This is a genomic window from Betaproteobacteria bacterium (assembly GCA_016720065.1).
In the GTDB taxonomy this organism is placed as follows: Bacteria; Pseudomonadota; Gammaproteobacteria; order Burkholderiales; family Rhodocyclaceae; genus SSSZ01.
On sequence record JADJXY010000002.1, the window covers coordinates 1,174,432 to 1,190,149 of the forward strand.

The window sequence follows — 15,718 nt, forward strand, 5'->3', positions numbered from 1 at the left end:
AATATAACCCCATGTCATGACACTCCTCCTGCGCAGCGCCGTTCTCCGTGATCTGGAATCCGCCCATGCCGATCAGCCGCTCATGGCCCGGGCCGGGGCCACGGCGGCGGAGTGGGCCACGACGCTGGCGGTGGAAGCTTCCCGCCCCATCCTCGTCCTGGCCGGCCCCGGCAACAACGGAGGCGATGCCTTCGTCGCGGCGCTTCGGCTGAGGCAGCAGGGGGCCGCGGTGCGGGTCGTCTTCGTCGCCGACCCGCAGACACTGCCGACGGACGCCCGGGCAGCCCACGCGGACTTCCTCGCCGCGGGAGGGACGACCGTCGCGACCATTCCGGACGGCGAGCGCTGGGGGCTCATCATCGACGGCCTGTTCGGCATCGGTCTGGCCCGCTCCCCCGAATCCCCTTACGCCGAGTGGATTCCGACCGCCAACGCCCTGGCCGGCCGCGACGCCTGCCCCCTCCTGGCCCTCGACTGCCCCTCGGGTCTCAACGCCGATACCGGCCGGGCCCACCACCCGACGATCCGGGCCACCCACACCCTGAGCTTCATCGCCGACAAGCCCGGCCTCCACACCGCCGATGGCCCCGACCAGTGCGGCCTGATCCGCATCGCCTCCCTGGGCCTCGACCTCACCGTCGCGACCCCGCCCGCCGGGCGTCTGGTCACCCCCGCGCTCTTTGCCGAGGCCCTGGTGGGCCGCCTGCACAATACCCACAAGGGAAGCTTCGGCAGCGCCGGCATCGTCGGCGGCGCCCACTCCATGCTGGGGGCCTCCCTGCTGGCCGGGCGGGCGGCACTGCGCCTGGGGGCCGGCCGCGTCTATGTCGGCCTGGTGGATCCGGAGGCCCCTTCCTTCGACCCGGCTTGCCCGGAACTCATGCTGCGTCGGCCGGAGGGAGTCCTGGAGGCCGGTCTCACGGCCCTGGCCTGTGGTCCCGGCCTGGGCAACAGCCTCACCGCCATCAGCCTGCTGGAGCGCGCCCTCGGCCTCGACCTGCCCGTCATTCTCGATGCCGACGCCCTCAATCTCATCGCCTTCGAATCGGCGCTGCAAAGCGCCGTGGCCCAGCGCACGGCCCCCACCCTCCTCACCCCGCACCCCCTGGAGGCGGCGCGCCTCATGGACTGTGAACCGGAAGAGGTACAGGCCGACCGCATCGGCATCGCCACCGAACTGGCCTGGCGTTTCGACGCCCAGGTGGCCCTCAAGGGGTGCGGGACCGTCATCGCTTCCCCCAAGGGCCAATGGTGGATCAACGCCACCGGCAACCCGGGCCTCGCCTCGGCGGGCACCGGCGACGTGCTCACCGGCTTCACCCTCGCCCTCCTGGCCCAGGGCTGGACGCCGGAAAACGCCCTCCTGGCCGCGGTACACCTGCACGGCGCCGCAGCCGACGCCCTGGTGGAAAGCGGTTCCGGTCCCGTGGGCCTCACCGCGAGCGAACTGGTGGATCCGGGCCGGCGCCTCCTGAACCGCTGGCTGCGCGGTGGCTGAACAGCATCCCCTGCGGGGAATCCTGCTGCTCTTCTGCTCCCTCTTCTTCTTCGCCGCCCTCGACGCCACGGCGAAGTATCTGGCGCAGTCCTACAGCGTCCCCCTCCTGGTCTGGGCACGCTACTGCGTCCATTTCCTGCTCATGGCCGTCATCCTCGGCCCGCGCCTGGGCCGCAGCCTGATACGCACCGGGAATCCGCGTCTGGTCATCCTGCGGGGCCTGTTCCTGGTCGGCTGCACGGCCTTCGGCGTCGCTGCCCTGGCCCGCATGCCCCTGGCGGAAACCACCGCCATCGCCTTCACCGCCCCCCTGCTGGTGGCCCTGCTGGCCGGTCCTCTGCTGGGGGAACGGCTCACACCGCTGCGCTGGGGGGTCGTGTTCATCGGTTTCGCCGGCGTCCTGCTCATCGCCCGGCCGGAAGGGGGCGTCACCCCCAGCGGTGCAGGGCTCGCCCTGGGCGCATCAGCCTGCTTCGCCGCCTACCAGATCCTCACCCGCCGTCTGGCCGCCAGTGAATCCACCCTGACCCTGCTGTTCTACACCGCGCTGTCGGGGAGCGTGGTCACCAGTCTTGCTCTGCCCTTCTTCCACGCCGATCTGGTCGTCCCTCCCCCGGGCGATGCGCTGCTGATCTGCGCCCTGGGCGTCCTGGGCGGCAGCGGCCACTTCCTCCTCACCTGGGCCTTCCGCCACGCCCCGGCCTCCCTCCTGTCGCCCTTCACCTATCTGCAACTGGTCTGGGCCACCCTGCTGGGCGCCGCGGTCTTCGGCCACTGGCCCGACGCCCTCGCTTTCCTGGGCATGGCCATCATCGTCGCCGGCGGGGTCGTGCTGGCCATCAGGACAGCGCCCGCAAACCCCGAGAGCCGGTGAAAATCTCACTCACCGCCGCTCGTCATGCCCAACTGCGTCCGCGGGGCGCGCGGTCATTTGCGCAGGGACTCAATCCCGCGACGGCGGATAGGGATAGAGCCGGTTGAGGGCTTCGCTGTGGCCGCTGACCTGCATGATGCGCACGTGCTCGCGGCGGAATTCCCGGGCGTGATGCAAGCCGCAGGAGTGGGCGATCATGTCGATTTCTCGATTCATGTTGCGGCAGTAGGCTGCCACGCGCTCCGCCTTGTCTTCCACCACCAGGCCGCGCTGCAGCTTGGGGTCGTGGGTCGTCACCCCGGTGGGGCAGGTGTTCTGGTGGCAGCGCAGGGCCTGGATGCAGCCCAGGGAGAACATGAAGCCGCGGGCCGTATTGACGAAGTCGGCGCCACAGGCCAGCGCCCAGGCCGCCTTGGCCGGGGTGACCAGCTTGCCCGAGGCGATGACCCGCATGCGCCCCCGCAGTCCCGTTTCGATGAGGCTGTCCACCACCCGGGGCAAGGCCTCCAGGATGGACAGCGCCATGTGGTCCGCCAGGGCCTGGGGCGCCGCGCCGGAACCGCCCTCGCCGCCGTCCACCGTGAGAAAGTCCGGCGCCGCCTGCAAGCCGCGCCGATGCACGGCCTCTGCCAGTTCGTGCATGAAATTCCAGCCCCCGATGGCGGTCTTGATGCCGACCGGCTTGCCGGTGATTTCCCGCACCCATTCGACCATGTCGAGCAACTGGTCCATGTTGCCGGTTTCCGGGTGGCGGTTGGGGGAGAGGGAATCGCGCCCCATGGGGATGCCCCGGATGCGCGCGATTTCCTCGGTGACCTTGGCCGCCGGCAGAACGCCGCCCTTGCCCGGCTTGGCCCCCTGGGAAAGCTTGATCTCGAAGGCGCCGACGGCGTCCAGGGCCGCAATTTCCCGCAGCTTCGCCGCATCGAGGTGCCCGTTGGCGTCGCGCACGCCGTACTTGGCCGTGCCGATCTGGAAAATGATGTCGCAACCGCCTTCCAGGTGGTAGGGCGACAAGCCACCCTCGCCGGTGTCGACCCAGCAGCCGGCCAAGGCAGCACCGCGGGAGAGCGCCTGCACGGCGGGGCGCGAGATGGCCCCGAAACTCATGCCGCTCACATTGACCACCGAGCGGCCCACCATGGGCTTATGCACATGGCCGTCGCCTATGGCCAGCGGCGGGGTAGGCAGATGGTCTGCCTCCAGAACCGGAAAGGGCGCATTCACGAAGAGCAGCGCCCCCGGGGCATGGATGTCGTAGGTGGAGCCGAAGCCGACAATGCCGCCCTCGTCCTTCGCCATGCGATAGACCCAGGCCCGGGTGGCCCGGTTGAAGGGCATTTCCTCTCTGTCACCGAGGAAGAAATACTGGCGGAAGTACTCGCCCAGGTGCTCGAAGAAAAAGCGCAAGTGGCCGATGATGGGGTAATTGCGCAGAACCGAGTGGCGCTTCTGGGTGATGTCCCGCACGTACCAATAGGTCAATAGCAGCGCCAGCACCAGGGCGACGAAGACGCCCAGCCCGACGTGGAATACGCTCATCATCCCGGTCACCTCCCTGGTGGTCTGCTTCGCCGCCGACCCGATGCAAACCGGATCCTGCGCCCCCGACGTCCCTGCTCACCTTCGCGCTGGCTTGGGCAATCGTTGCCGCCTGCCATGCGAGCTACTTGGACTCAGCCCCATTCGGCGCGGCTGGCCCTGCCCGTGGCCAAGGAGCGCGCCGACCGCGGTAAAATGCGGCCTTCGCGATCGCCATTTGAGAATACCATGTCCGTCGAGTTCCCCTACCCGCTGGCGCCCGAAATCGCCCGTAACGTGGACGAAGCCCTGGCCGAAGACATCGGAGCCGGCGACCTCACCGCCGAACTCGTCCCCTACGGGCGCCGCGTGCGGGCCACCGTGGTGGCCCGGGAGGCGGGGGTGCTCTGCGGTTCCGCCTGGTTCGAGCTGTGCATCCTCAAGCTGGACCCCCAGGCGGAAGTCTATTGGGGCGCCGAAGACGGCGACCGCATCGCCGCCGGCAAGATCCTGTGCGAAATCGTCGCCGACGCCCGGGCCCTGCTTTCCGCCGAGCGCAGCGCCCTCAATTTCCTGCAACTTCTGTCCGGTGTCGCCAGCAAGGCACGCAGCTACGCGGACGCCATCGCCGGAACCCGGGCCCAGGTGGTGGATACGCGCAAAACCCTGCCGGGCCTGCGCATCGCCCAGAAGTACGCGGTACGCTGCGGCGGCGGCGGCAACCACCGGCTGGCCCTCTGGGATGCCATTCTCATCAAGGAAAACCACATCCTCGCCGCCGGCGGCATCGCCGAAGCCCTCGAAGAAGCGCGGCTTGCCGCCGAACGGGCGGCAGAGCGCTGCAAATTCGTGCAGATCGAAGTGGAAAATCTGGAAGAACTCGAAACCGCCCTGGGCGCCGGTGCGACCATGATCCTCCTGGACAATTTCGACCTTGACGGCCTGCGCGAAGCCGCCCGGCGCAATGCCGGCCGCGCCATCCTGGAAGCCTCCGGCAACGTCACCCTGGAGACCATCCGCGCCGTGGCGGAAACGGGAGTGGACCGCATATCGGTAGGCGGCCTGACCAAGGATGTCCGGGCCCTCGATCTCTCCATGCGCTTCATCGCCTGAATCACTGCGCGGCCATGGTCCGAGGGGAGCGCCTGCGACGACACCGCCGGGGATGACCCGCACCGGGGCTAGCCTTTATAATCACGCAAAATGCAGAGCGGAAGCGCGTCTTCCGCCCAACAGGGGAATCTCGATGCTTTTCGCGCTGTTCTACATCTTAGCCATCACCGTTCTGGTCCTTCATTTCACCGGCTTTCTCGCCCGGCGCAACCTGGAATGGCTGGTTCTGGTCCTCGCCGTCGCCGTGTTTCCCGCAGTCATCTATCTTTGAATCCCGCCGACCTCGACGAAAAAGGCAGCCCGAAGGCTGCCATTTTCTTGCCCCGAAAGCAGGCGGCTCAGACTCTTTCGGCGATGTAGCGCTTTACGGTCTCGACATCGGGGGCCATCACCACCACCCGCTGGGGCAGATTTTCTATACCGGCCAGATCCGCCGGGCGAACCGGCTCCCGGCCCAGGGCTTCGCGGATGGTTTCCTCGAACTTGGCCGGTTGGGCGGTTTCCAGCACCACCATGGGGACTCCGGGCAGGCGGTGCTCCAGGGCCACCTTGAGGCCATCGGCGGTATGGGTGTCGAGCATGACCCCATAGGTCTCCTGAGTGAAACGGATGGTCCGGAGGCGGTCGGCGTGGGTGCTGCGGCCGGAAACGAAGGCGAACTGCGGCATCCTGGCCCAGTGGGCCGTCCCTGAGAGATCGAAGGCCTCGCCCTTATCCACCTTGGCCCACAACTCGCGCACCACGGCCGGGTCGCGGCCCACCAGGTCGAAGACGAAGCGCTCGAAATTGGAAGCCTTGGAAATATCCATGGAAGGGCTGGAGGTGATGCTGGTCTCGGCGGAATTGCGCGGGCGATAGACCCCGGTGCGGAAGAATTCGTCCAACACGTCGTTTTCGTTGGTGGCCAGCACCAGACGGGCGATGGGCAGGCCCATGCAGCGGGCGATGTGGCCGGCGCAAATATTGCCGAAATTGCCCGAGGGCACGGCGAAGGCGACCTGCTGGTCATTGGACTCGGTCGCCAGGAAGTAGCCCTGGAAGTAATAGACGATCTGCGCCGCCACCCGGGCCCAGTTGATGGAATTGACCGCACCGATCTTGTACCGGGCCTTGAAGGCGGCATCGTTGGAGACGGCCTTCACGATGTCCTGGGCGTCGTCGAACATGCCGGTGACGGCGATGTTGAAGATGTTCGCGTCTTGCAGCGAGTACATCTGGGCCCGCTGGAAGGCGCTCATCTTGCCCTCCGGCGAGAGCATGAAGACCTTGACGTTGTGCTTGCCGCGCATGGCGTACTCGGCCGCCGATCCGGTATCGCCGGAGGTGGCGCCGAGGATGTTGATCGCTTCGCCCCGCTGGTCGAGCACGTACTCGAACAGATTTCCCAGGAGCTGCATGGCCATGTCCTTGAAGGCCAGGGTGGGACCGTTGGACAATTCCTGGGTGTAGAGCCCCTCGGCCAGACGGGTCAGGGGCGTGATCTGCCCCGCATTGCCGCCATTGCGGGTGTGGCAATAGACTGCGGCGGTGTAGGTCTTGGCGACGATGGCCTGCAGGTCGGCGGCGGGAATGTCGTCGATGAAGCGGCTCAGGATCTCGAAGGCCAGGTCGGCGTAGGAAAGCTTTCTCCAGGCATCCAGTTCGGCCCGACTCACCTGGGGAACCGTCTCCGGCAGGTAAAGGCCGCCGTCCGGCGCGAGACCGCCGAGGAGGATGTCGCAAAAAGCCTGGGGCGCGGCCTGGCCGCGGGTCGAGATATAGCGCATGGGGAAGAACCGGAAAAAGGCGTGAGGGGCGGATTTTACCGCGCCGCAGCCGGCCCGGGCAGCACTGCGGCCAGGAGAAAAAGCCCCAGGCCGGTCGCAGCCAGGCTGGCGCCGGCCTGGACCCAACCTGCGGCCAGCGCCATGCCCGCCCCAAGAAAGGCCAGGGCCCGCAGGCGGCCGAAGCGTGCCAGGGCCCGCGCCAGGGCGGCCCGCGCCGGGCTGGCCGGGCCGGGATGGCGCCAGACGGGCAGAAGCTGTGACAGGGCCCCGGTGACCAGGGGCAGCAGGAAACCCGCCCCCCAGGCGGCAATGGCGGGACGCCCGGCGATCACGCCCATGCCGTGGGCCGTCCCCAGGGCCAGCCCCCCCAGGAGCCCGAGTACGGCGACCACGAGGGAAGATGCCGCCCCCCCGCCCGCCAGGGCAGGCAGCCCGAAGCGCGCCAGCCAGTGACCGAGCAGGCCGAGGACGACGGCGAAGAGCACGGCTGCCCCCACGGCAGCGAGGGGCCAGGCCAGCGCCGCGCCTGCAGCCACCGCCAGCACGGCACCCAGGACCGGCCACAGCCGGCGGCGCAGCCAGGTCGCGGCCGCGGGGTCAGGACGGCCCAGGGCTGTCGGCAGCAGGACCGGCAGGGTGCCCAGGGCGGCAAGTCCCACCAGACCGAGGACATTGAGGTGCACATGCCAGAGCCGCAACTCGGCCGTCGCCAGGCCGCTGACGATGAAGGGTACGGCGGCCAGCGCCGCGCTCCCGCAACCCAGGGCGGCGGCATACCAGCGCCAGCCCGGATGCGGCGCGCCCAGACAGCGCCGCGCCCGCTCAATCGCCCAGAACAGCAGGCCCAGGGCGAGGGCCACATCGACCAGGACAGCCGGATGGAGCACCCAGCGCGGCAAGAGGCCTTCGAGAGCTGCGACGACGCCCAGGCCGGAGACCTGCGCCAGGGCAGGAAGCGCGGCGACCCTCCGGGACGGCTCGCCGGAGCGGGTCAGGACGGGGACAAAGTGGGCGATGGCCGCGAGGATCAGCGGAAACACCCCCACGGCAAACGCCAGGTGCGCCAGGGCCACCGGGCTGCCCCGCCCGGCCAGGCTCAGCAACAGGCTGGCGGCCAGGGCGGCACAGGTCACGCTCGCGATGGCGATCAAGCCGGAATCCTTGCCTGACCGGCGGGAACCCATGGAGCCTTCGGCATCCCTTCCCTGAACGCCTTCTCCGGGCTCTTGTGGAGCCGATCGCCAGGCACCCGCCTAAGGCGTGCCGGTTCCGTTCTCCCCGCACGAGTGGCCTGCCGAAGCGCTCCCAAGATCGCGACTGAGGATTCGGGGATCAATCAGGCTGCGACGGCGAAGTCGATGACGATGGCCCCCGGCTCCCGCTGCCGGTAGGTGACGTTGACCCGCTCCCCGTAGCGCTGCTGCAACTGAGCCAGCAACGGCAGGGGATCGTGGTCGTTGCAGAAACGCATGGTTTCTCCCGGCTGCAGGGCATCCAGGGCACCGAAGATGGCGGCGTGGCGGAAACGCTTGGCGATTCCCCGGGCGTCGAAGGGGTAAAGCGCCTCGGGAGTGGTGTGGTTGCAGACGTGGATAGCGTGTTGCATGGGAACTCCAAAAATCGCCCCGCCACCGGGGCCAGGAGGCGCATTGTGCCGCCCGGGTGGGGACGTTTCCTTGATCCGCGTCGCGATACCCCCTCGCCTACTGGGTCTTTTTCTCTCCAGCCAGGAATCCTGCCGTGCGGTAAATATCTTCCGAAGATCAGGGGTGGTCCTGCCACACGACGATGCCGCGGCGATCGATCCACAGGCTGCGGCCGCCCTCGGTGACCGCGGCCAGACCGTTCCAGAACGGGCGGGCATACGCGTAGCGGGGGGTGATGGCCCACTTGCCCGCCCGGTCCACATAACCCCAGAGTTTGCCATCCTTGGCCGCCGCCAGCCCATCCCCGAAGGCCGAGACCCGGTCCCAGGCGACTTCCAGTACGGTCTTGCCCGATTTGTCGATGAAGCGGCGCGTCTCGCCTTCTCGCACCAGGGCCAGGCCGTCAGAGAAATCTTCGGCGCCGTCGAAGCGCGCCGGGATTACCGTGCGACCGCTCCGGTCGATGAAGCCATACTTGCCCTCCACCCAGACCCGGGCCATGCCCTCGCGGAAGTCGCTGGCATTGGCAAAAATCGGCGCGACCACCACCGTGCCCGCAAGGTCCATGTAGCCCTGCTTGCGGGCGGACCAGATCCGGATCATGCCCTCCGCAGGCTGGCCGATGAAATCGACCCCTTCCGGCGTGATGTCGCGGCCCCGGGCGTCGAAGGCCCGCTGGCCCCGTTCCGTTTCCACCCGCCCCACGCCATCGCGCGCCGGCAGGGCCTTGAGGTGGCGGGCTTCGACCACCAGCCGGCCGCTCCGGTCGGCATAGCCATAGCGCAATTCGCCCCATTCGTTGGCGACACCCACCCGGGCGAGCCCCCCGGAAAAGGCGTCTGCCGCCTGGAAGCCGGGGGCGATGACCACGGTGCCACGGGCATCGACGTAGCCCCACAGCCGCTTGCCGGCCTCGTCCTTCAGGAGTGCGGGGGCCAGGCCCTCGGCGTAGGGTTCGGTGAGTTCCTCCTGGGGCGGGACGGCAAGACTGCCCTCATGGTTGTAATAGGCGGTGCGCGTCCCCTTGCGCACCCGGATCAGGGGGTCGCCGACGGCGGGCGCCTCGCGGAATTCCGGGGGAACGATCACCTTGCCGGAGCGGTCGATGAGGCCCATGGCATCGCCCTGGCGGATTTGAAACAGAGCCGGTTCGCCGCCGGTGGCCAGGGCTGCAATAGCCCACGCCACCCCCGCGAAACCCATATGAAGTCGCCCTCGATGCATGTTCCCCCCGCTCCCGCTTTTGGGTCATCATACCGCCCTCCCCTGTCCCTGTCGTCCCGCCCCGTGTCAGCCTCCTTGCCTGCGCCATTGCCCGGCTTCCGCCTCCGCTCCGGCCGCATCCTTCCGGTCTTCCTCGCCGCCTTCGCCCTGGCCGGCTGCACCACCCTGCCCCCGGGCGGCCCGGGAAGCCGGATCGATGTCCCCTCCCCCAACGCCGATGCTCGCCGCCCCAACTTCGTCATCCTCCACCACACCGGCAGCGCCAATGTCGAGCGGGCCCTCGCCACCCTCACCGATCCCGAACGCAAGGTCAGCGCCCATTACCTCATCGGCCGCGACGGGACCGTCTATCGCCTGGTCGATGAAGCCCGCAGGGCGTGGCATGCGGGAGCCTCCTCCTGGGGCGGGCAGACCGATCTCAACTCGGCCTCCATCGGCATCGAACTGGACAATGCCGGCGACGAGCCCTTCCCCGCCGTCCAGATCGAAGCGCTCAAGGTTCTGCTGGGCGAGGTGCTTCCCCGCCACCGCATCCCCGCCGCCAACGTCCTGGGCCACGGCGACGTGGCGCCCGGACGCAAGGCGGATCCCAGCCGCCATTTCCCCTGGCGCGAACTGGCCCTGGCCGGCTACGGCCTGTGGTGTGAGCCGGAGTCGGAAAATTCCTCTCCGCCGGTCCTGGACGGCATTCTGGCCCTGCGTGCCCTGGGCTACGAGACAACAGACCCGCTCGCCGCGGTGACCGCTTTTCGCCGCCACCATCTGGGCGACGAAGGCGACGTCCTGGGTGAAGACGGCCTGCGCCGTGTCGACTGCCTGTTGCGCCAGCCCCGGGCGGAGCCCTGATGCGGAACGCCGCCTGTTGATCGATCGCGTTGCCCTGGGGGAATTCCCGCCCCTCGCTGGAGAGGGAGGGGCTACAGAAGCGCTCAGATTCTCCAGTAGCAGCGGGGACTACTGAACCGTGGGGTTCCGCCTTGAGGGCGTGTGACTTTCTCTTGCTTCGCCAAGAGAAAGTCACCAAAGAGAAGGCGACCCCAGGGTCGACGCCGGGCGTTGCCCGGTCCCGGGGCGCCCCGGGGCCCGGGGGGGGGGCCCCCCCCCCCCGGCGGCCCCCACAACCCGGCGAACCCGAGGCCCCCGGAAGCCCTGCGTTGCTCAGCGTCTTCCATGGGGGGAAGGGCGTCCGGGAACGGACTGATGTGCGCCTTCTCTGGCAACCTCAGTCCGGAGCGTGGGTGAAATGCGACTGACAACTGTTTCAGCCCGGTCGCTTCTGGGCCCTTGAGAGGAACCGAGCAACGCAGGGGGCTTGGGAGCCTTCGGCTCGCGTTGTCTGAGCCCCCGAGAGGGGGCGAGTTTAGCGAGCCGCCCAAGCCCCCGAGTAGCGCAGGGGACCCCGCAACGCGGGGCTCCGACCCAGGGGTGGCTTTTTCTTTGGCTACTTTCTTTTTGCCACCAAAAAGAAAGTACGCCCGCGCCTCCAGCGCGGAAACCATGGGTTCAGAAAAGCGGCTAGGCCGGGGAGCGCCGGATGGACGCAACCCGGGGGCTCAGGAACCCCTGCCTACCCTCGATTTCACCAAGCCGCCCGCCCCCGCAACTGGGGCGGCGAGAAGGGCGCCACCGGGCTCTCCACTGCTGCTTCCTCGGGCTTCGCGGCGACTGCCTCGCGCCGGGCGGCTGCCTCACGATGCTGATGCTCGATGCGCGTATAGGCCTCGGCAAACGGCTCCCGGGTCTCCAGCGCAGTCAGGAGGTCCGCAAGTCCATCGGCGCCCACCACCTCGAACCAGCGTGCCACTTCGCGGCGGGCGGTGCCGTAGGTCATCTGCATGTGCTCGCCGTTGGGCCCGGTACGGGCGACCCAATCGTTCATGGCCGCGATTTCGCTCAGGGCCGGGGCACGGCTGCCGTCGATGGTGGCCTCGTGCCAGGCCTCGTCGTTGAATTCCCGCGCCATGCTGGTCAGCACGGCAAGCCCTTCGTCGAACCATTGCGGCAAGAGATGCAGAACCCGTTGCAGGCCCCCGACCCGGCTGGCCAGTTCCACGTGGGCCAATTCGTGGGCAACGATGGCCAGACGCCGACCCCGCGGCGAGACGAGGACGTTGGCACCATCGGAGAAGCCGAGGCCGACGCCTCCCAGGTCGCAATAGCAGTCGTCGCTGCCGCAGAAGATGATATTGGGGCTGGCCGAGACGCCGCCGTAAAAGAGGGAGACTCGCCGCCGCGCTCCTTCGACCAGGCGCTTCAAGCCTGCCACCTCCGCCGCCGGAAGCGCCGGATCGACGTAGACCCCTGCTCCCAGGGGACGCAAGCCTGCCGATTCGGGGTTGTCCAGCGGGCCCGCCCGAACGCCGCCGCTGACGAGGAGGATCAGCAAGCCGGCCAGTCCGAGGCGGAACGGGGTGCGACACACGATGGGGATGTTCGAAAAGCTCACGTTCTGAAGCATAGGCGAAGCGACCTCGACGCGCAAAAGACCCGGTATCCGGCCCGGAGGGGAGCCCAGAGCAGGCAGCGCATCGTGCCCTCGTCTCTGGCAGGAGCCGCGCCCTTCAGACGAGGACGATTTCGGATGCCGGCACGGTGACACAGAGGCTGCCGCCGTAGCAGATGAGTTGCATGCCCCGATTGACAGCGCTGACGAGGAATCGGTTTTCCAGGATTTCGCCGGAGCGGGCGGCCTTTTCGGCGAGTTTTCTGAAGGTGGTCTGACGCAGGGCGACCATACGCCCGACGTAGTGCTGGAGCCTGTTTTTCATTTTCGCTGCTTTCTTCGCTGGCCGGATGGAACCGGAATTTCTGCTGGGCCGAGTAGTCAGTCGGATAGGTTCAGCTATGTTCGGCACACCCCGCATCCCCGCTCGCTTTGTCGCTCATCCTCGCCATAGCTTCGGCTATGGCTGCGGTTCGCTCCGCGCGACCGGGGCGCGGATGCGCGCCTCGGCATCGACGCAAACCTTTCTGACTGACTACTAGTTCTGTATAGCCCGGCGCAGCGCATTCTCCAGGGCGAAGATGACGGCTCCGTGAAAAAGTTGCCGCCCCGCGGCAAGCCTCGCCCAGGGGCCGTGCGAAAGCGGCTTGCGCGGCAGGTGTTCCCGCCCGCCGCCCTGGCTGTACGGCTGACCCGATCGCACCACCTGAACGGGTCAGCCCAGAGCCTTCAACTGCTGGATCACCTCGGCGATGGCGGGCTGGGCGTCGCCGTAGAGCATGCGGCAGTTGTCGGTATAGAACAGGGCGTTCTCGACCCCCGAGTAGCCGGTTCCCTTGCCCCGCTTCACCACGATGACGTTCTGGGCCTGGTCGGCGTTGAGGATGGGCATGCCGTAGATGGGGCTGGACTTGTCTGTACGAGCCACCGGATTGACCACATCGTTGGCGCCGATGACCAGGGCGACATCGGCCTGGGCGAATTCGCCGTTGATTTCTTCCAGGTCGAAGATACGGTCGTAGGGTACGCCAGCCTCGGCGAGCAGGACGTTCATGTGTCCGGGCATGCGCCCCGCCACCGGGTGGATGGCGAATTTGACCTCGACGCCCGCTTCTTCCAGGAGCACCGCCATTTCCCACACTTTGTGCTGGGCGTGGGCCACCGCCATGCCGTAGCCGGGCACGACGATGACGCGGGAGGCGTAGCGCATGAGGGCCGCCGCATCGACCGCCCCCACCTCCTTCAGGGTGCCGCTCACCGCTTCCCCCCCACCCACAGCGGCCGCCAGGGGGGTAAAGAGGATATTGGACAGAGGCCGGTTCATGGCCTTGGCCATGAGCTGGGTGAGCAACGTCCCCGCCGCGCCGACGACGATGCCGGCGATGATGAGGGCCGGATTGCCCAGGACATAGCCTTCGAAGCCGACGGCGAGCCCGGTGAAGGCGTTGAACAGGGAAATCACCACCGGCATGTCGGCCCCGCCGATGGGCAGGGTAACCACCAGGCCCAAGAGCAGGGCCGCGGCAAAGAAGGCCAGCAGAAGCTCCGGCCGGCCGGTTCCGAGCAGGACCACGGCGAGCGCCAGGCCCGCAGTGACGGCGGCGAGCGCGAGGTTGAGGGCATTCTGGGCCGGCAGCCGCAGGGCCTTCTTCATCACCCCTTGCAGCTTGGCCCAGGCGATACACGAACCGGTGAAGGAAACGGCGCCGATGAGGGCGCCGATGACCGCCAGGGATGTCGCCAGGAGCCCGTGGCTCGTCCCGCGGGCGAATTCGACGGCGGCGATGGCGGCGGCCGCACCGCCTCCCATACCGTTGTAGATGGCCACCATCTGGGGCATGTCGGTCATCTTCACCCGGCGGCCGGAGGTCCAGGCGATGCTGCCCCCCAGGGCCAGGGCGGCGAGCATCAGCCCCAGGTTGCCAAGGCCGGGGATGAGGAAGGTGCCGGCGATGGCGAGCACCATGCCGTAGCCCGCCAGAACGATACCCCGCCGTGCCTTGGCCGGAGAGCCCATGCCCTGGAGCCCGAGGATGAAGAGAACGGCGCCACCGAACCAGGCGCCCTGCACGTAAAGAGGAAGGCTCACAGGCGTCCCTCCTGCCGGGCGGGCCCGGAAAGACCTGCCAAGGATGACGCCGGGCGTGCGCGCCGGAGGACATTCAACGCCTCGGGGTGTTGGGCTTGCGACATTCAGCCCTCCTTCTTCTTGAACATGGCCAGCATGCGCTCGGTCACCACGTAGCCGCCGGCAGCGTTGGCGGCTCCCAGGGCCACGGCGAAGAAGCCGATGGCCTGCTCCAGGGGCGTCTCGGCGAAGCCCAGGGCGACCATGGCCCCCACCACGACCACGCCGTGTATGAAATTGGACCCCGACATGAGGGGGGTATGCAAAATGACCGGCACCTTGGCGATGATTTCGTAGCCGGTGAAGGCGGCGAGCATGAAGATGTAGAGAACGGCTGTGCCTTCCATCACGAGACTCCCAGAAGATTGCGCACCCCGGCGTGGACCGTGGTGCCGTCGCGGCAGAGCAGGCTGCCCGCCAGGATTTCGTCGGACCAGTCGAAGGCCAGCGCGCCGTCCTTGATCCAGGGCGACAGGAAATTCCACAGATTCTTGGCGTAAAGCTCGGATGCGTGGGTAGGCATGCGGGAGGGCAGATTGAGGGGACCGTGGATATTCACATCGTTGGCGACGACGTGCTCGCCGGGCTGGGTCAGTTCGCAATTGCCCCCCGATTCCGCGGCCATATCGACGATGATGGCGCCGTACTTCATGCGCCCGACCATGTCGCGGGTGATGATGAGGGGCGCCCGCTTGCCGGGAATGGCGGCCGTCGTGATGACCACATCGGCGGCGGCCACGGCCTTGGCCAGTTTTTCGGCCTGCTGGGCTTTTTCCTCGCCGGTGAGTTCCCGCGCATAGCCGCCCGCACCGTCGGCGGAAACCCCGGTATCCACGAACTTGGCCCCCAGGGATTCGATCTGCTCCCGGGCGGCGGCCCGTACGTCGTAGCCTTCGACCATGGCCCCCAGGCGCTTGCAGGTCGCAATGGCCTGCAAGCCCGCCACACCGGCGCCGATGACCAGCACCCGGGCCGGCCGGATGGTGCCCGCGGCGGTGGTGAGCATGGGGAAGAACTTGGTGCAGCGCGCCGCGGCGATGAGGCCGCACTGGTAGCCGGAACAGGCTCCCTGGCTGGAAAGCGCATCCATGCTCTGGGCGCGGGAAATGCGCGGCAGGAGTTCGAGGGCAAAGGCCGTGATGCGCCGGGCGTTGAGCGCTGCGAGGCGATCCCGGTCGGCGTAGGGCGCCAGGAGACCGATGAGCACGGCGCCTTCCGGCATGGAGGCGATTTCCTCGGCACTGGGAGGCGTCACCCGCAGGATGAGGTCGGCACCGGTGTAGGCCTGGACGATGCCGGGAACGGCGACGACGCCGGCGTATTCAGAATCCAGCAGGTGGCTCTCGATGCCGGCGCTCTGCTCCATGCGGATGACGGCCCCCAGGGCAGCAAATTTCTTCGCCGTTTCCGGCACCAGGGCGACGCGCCGCTCTCCCGGCAGGCGCTCCCGGACCACCGCGACGGTCAGCGGCATGACTTTCTCCTTGGGCTTGGTGTTGCGAGTT

At 68.0% G+C, this 15,718-nt stretch carries 15 protein-coding genes; 5 read left to right on the plus strand and 10 right to left on the minus strand.

Annotated elements, in window-relative coordinates; all coding sequences use genetic code 11:
- The first annotated feature begins 16 nt into the window (after positions 1 to 16).
- Both IPM73_08620 and IPM73_08625 read left to right on the plus strand, forming a co-directional pair.
- Positions 17 to 1,498, plus strand: a complete 1,482-nt coding sequence (locus IPM73_08620; protein ID MBK8918091.1) for an NAD(P)H-hydrate dehydratase — start codon at positions 17 to 19, stop codon at positions 1,496 to 1,498.
- A gap of 25 nt (positions 1,499 to 1,523) precedes the next feature.
- A complete protein-coding gene (locus IPM73_08625) occupies positions 1,524 to 2,372 on the plus strand; it encodes a DMT family transporter (GenBank protein MBK8918092.1) in 849 nt (282 codons plus the stop codon).
- Positions 2,373 to 2,441: 69 nt separating this feature from the next.
- Here IPM73_08625 and IPM73_08630 read toward each other — a convergent pair whose 3' ends face one another.
- Positions 2,442 to 3,914 carry an FMN-binding glutamate synthase family protein gene (locus IPM73_08630; protein ID MBK8918093.1) on the minus strand — a complete coding sequence of 491 codons (1,473 nt, stop codon included), beginning with the start codon at positions 3,912 to 3,914 and terminating at the stop codon, positions 2,442 to 2,444.
- A gap of 228 nt (positions 3,915 to 4,142) precedes the next feature.
- Here IPM73_08630 and IPM73_08635 point away from each other — a divergent pair, with 228 nt between their 5' ends.
- Both IPM73_08635 and IPM73_08640 read left to right on the plus strand, forming a co-directional pair.
- Positions 4,143 to 5,006, plus strand: coding sequence for a carboxylating nicotinate-nucleotide diphosphorylase (locus tag IPM73_08635; protein MBK8918094.1), 864 nt, complete (start codon positions 4,143 to 4,145; stop codon positions 5,004 to 5,006).
- A gap of 133 nt (positions 5,007 to 5,139) precedes the next feature.
- Positions 5,140 to 5,277 (plus strand): hypothetical protein, encoded by a 138-nt coding sequence (locus IPM73_08640; GenBank protein ID MBK8918095.1) that lies wholly within the window; start codon positions 5,140 to 5,142, stop codon positions 5,275 to 5,277.
- Positions 5,278 to 5,344: 67 nt separating this feature from the next.
- On the opposite strand, the gene IPM73_08645 is transcribed toward IPM73_08640, so the two are convergent.
- The 4 genes from IPM73_08645 to IPM73_08660 form a co-directional block, all read right to left on the minus strand.
- On the minus strand, positions 5,345 to 6,772 hold the full coding sequence (locus IPM73_08645) for a threonine synthase (protein ID MBK8918096.1): 1,428 nt from the start codon (positions 6,770 to 6,772) through the stop codon (positions 5,345 to 5,347).
- A 35-nt stretch (positions 6,773 to 6,807) separates the two neighbouring features.
- On the minus strand, positions 6,808 to 7,923 hold the full coding sequence (locus tag IPM73_08650) for a hypothetical protein (protein ID MBK8918097.1): 1,116 nt from the start codon (positions 7,921 to 7,923) through the stop codon (positions 6,808 to 6,810).
- Positions 7,924 to 8,108: 185 nt separating this feature from the next.
- A complete protein-coding gene (locus IPM73_08655; protein ID MBK8918098.1) occupies positions 8,109 to 8,378 on the minus strand; it encodes a DUF2249 domain-containing protein in 270 nt (89 codons plus the stop codon).
- Between the two features lie 157 nt (positions 8,379 to 8,535).
- On the minus strand, positions 8,536 to 9,606 hold the full coding sequence (locus IPM73_08660; protein ID MBK8918099.1) for a WG repeat-containing protein: 1,071 nt from the start codon (positions 9,604 to 9,606) through the stop codon (positions 8,536 to 8,538).
- Between the two features lie 111 nt (positions 9,607 to 9,717).
- Here IPM73_08660 and IPM73_08665 point away from each other — a divergent pair, with 111 nt between their 5' ends.
- A complete protein-coding gene (locus IPM73_08665; GenBank protein MBK8918100.1) occupies positions 9,718 to 10,488 on the plus strand; it encodes an N-acetylmuramoyl-L-alanine amidase in 771 nt (256 codons plus the stop codon).
- A 733-nt stretch (positions 10,489 to 11,221) separates the two neighbouring features.
- On the opposite strand, the gene IPM73_08670 is transcribed toward IPM73_08665, so the two are convergent.
- The 5 genes from IPM73_08670 to IPM73_08690 all read right to left on the minus strand — a co-directional run bounded on the left by IPM73_08670 (position 11,222) and on the right by IPM73_08690 (position 15,687).
- A complete protein-coding gene (locus tag IPM73_08670; protein MBK8918101.1) occupies positions 11,222 to 12,088 on the minus strand; it encodes a hypothetical protein in 867 nt (288 codons plus the stop codon).
- A gap of 115 nt (positions 12,089 to 12,203) precedes the next feature.
- On the minus strand, positions 12,204 to 12,410 hold the full coding sequence (locus tag IPM73_08675) for a hypothetical protein (protein MBK8918102.1): 207 nt from the start codon (positions 12,408 to 12,410) through the stop codon (positions 12,204 to 12,206).
- 390 nt (positions 12,411 to 12,800) lie between these two features.
- Positions 12,801 to 14,174 (minus strand): NAD(P)(+) transhydrogenase (Re/Si-specific) subunit beta, encoded by a 1,374-nt coding sequence (locus tag IPM73_08680; protein ID MBK8918103.1) that lies wholly within the window; start codon positions 14,172 to 14,174, stop codon positions 12,801 to 12,803.
- A gap of 104 nt (positions 14,175 to 14,278) precedes the next feature.
- On the minus strand, positions 14,279 to 14,560 hold the full coding sequence (locus IPM73_08685) for an NAD(P) transhydrogenase subunit alpha (protein MBK8918104.1): 282 nt from the start codon (positions 14,558 to 14,560) through the stop codon (positions 14,279 to 14,281).
- Positions 14,560 to 15,687, minus strand: coding sequence for an NAD(P) transhydrogenase subunit alpha (locus IPM73_08690; GenBank protein MBK8918105.1), 1,128 nt, complete (start codon positions 15,685 to 15,687; stop codon positions 14,560 to 14,562). Before IPM73_08690 ends, IPM73_08685 begins: the two co-directional genes overlap by 1 nt.
- Positions 15,688 to 15,718: the final 31 nt, after the last annotated feature.

Bases quoted from the DNA above. Each gene is read 5' to 3' on its own strand.
- IPM73_08620 (MBK8918091.1), top strand. From the start codon at position 17: ATGACACTCCTCCTGCGCAGCGCCGTTCTCCGTGATCTGGAATCCGCC.
- IPM73_08630 (MBK8918093.1), bottom strand. From the start codon at position 3,914: ATGAGCGTATTCCACGTCGGGCTGGGCGTCTTCGTCGCCCTGGTGCTG.
- IPM73_08635 (MBK8918094.1), top strand. From the start codon at position 4,143: ATGTCCGTCGAGTTCCCCTACCCGCTGGCGCCCGAAATCGCCCGTAAC.
- IPM73_08640 (MBK8918095.1), top strand. From the start codon at position 5,140: ATGCTTTTCGCGCTGTTCTACATCTTAGCCATCACCGTTCTGGTCCTT.
- IPM73_08645 (MBK8918096.1), bottom strand. From the start codon at position 6,772: ATGCGCTATATCTCGACCCGCGGCCAGGCCGCGCCCCAGGCTTTTTGC.
- IPM73_08655 (MBK8918098.1), bottom strand. From the start codon at position 8,378: ATGCAACACGCTATCCACGTCTGCAACCACACCACTCCCGAGGCGCTT.
- IPM73_08675 (MBK8918102.1), bottom strand. From the start codon at position 12,410: ATGAAAAACAGGCTCCAGCACTACGTCGGGCGTATGGTCGCCCTGCGT.
- IPM73_08685 (MBK8918104.1), bottom strand. From the start codon at position 14,560: ATGGAAGGCACAGCCGTTCTCTACATCTTCATGCTCGCCGCCTTCACC.
- IPM73_08690 (MBK8918105.1), bottom strand. From the start codon at position 15,687: ATGCCGCTGACCGTCGCGGTGGTCCGGGAGCGCCTGCCGGGAGAGCGG.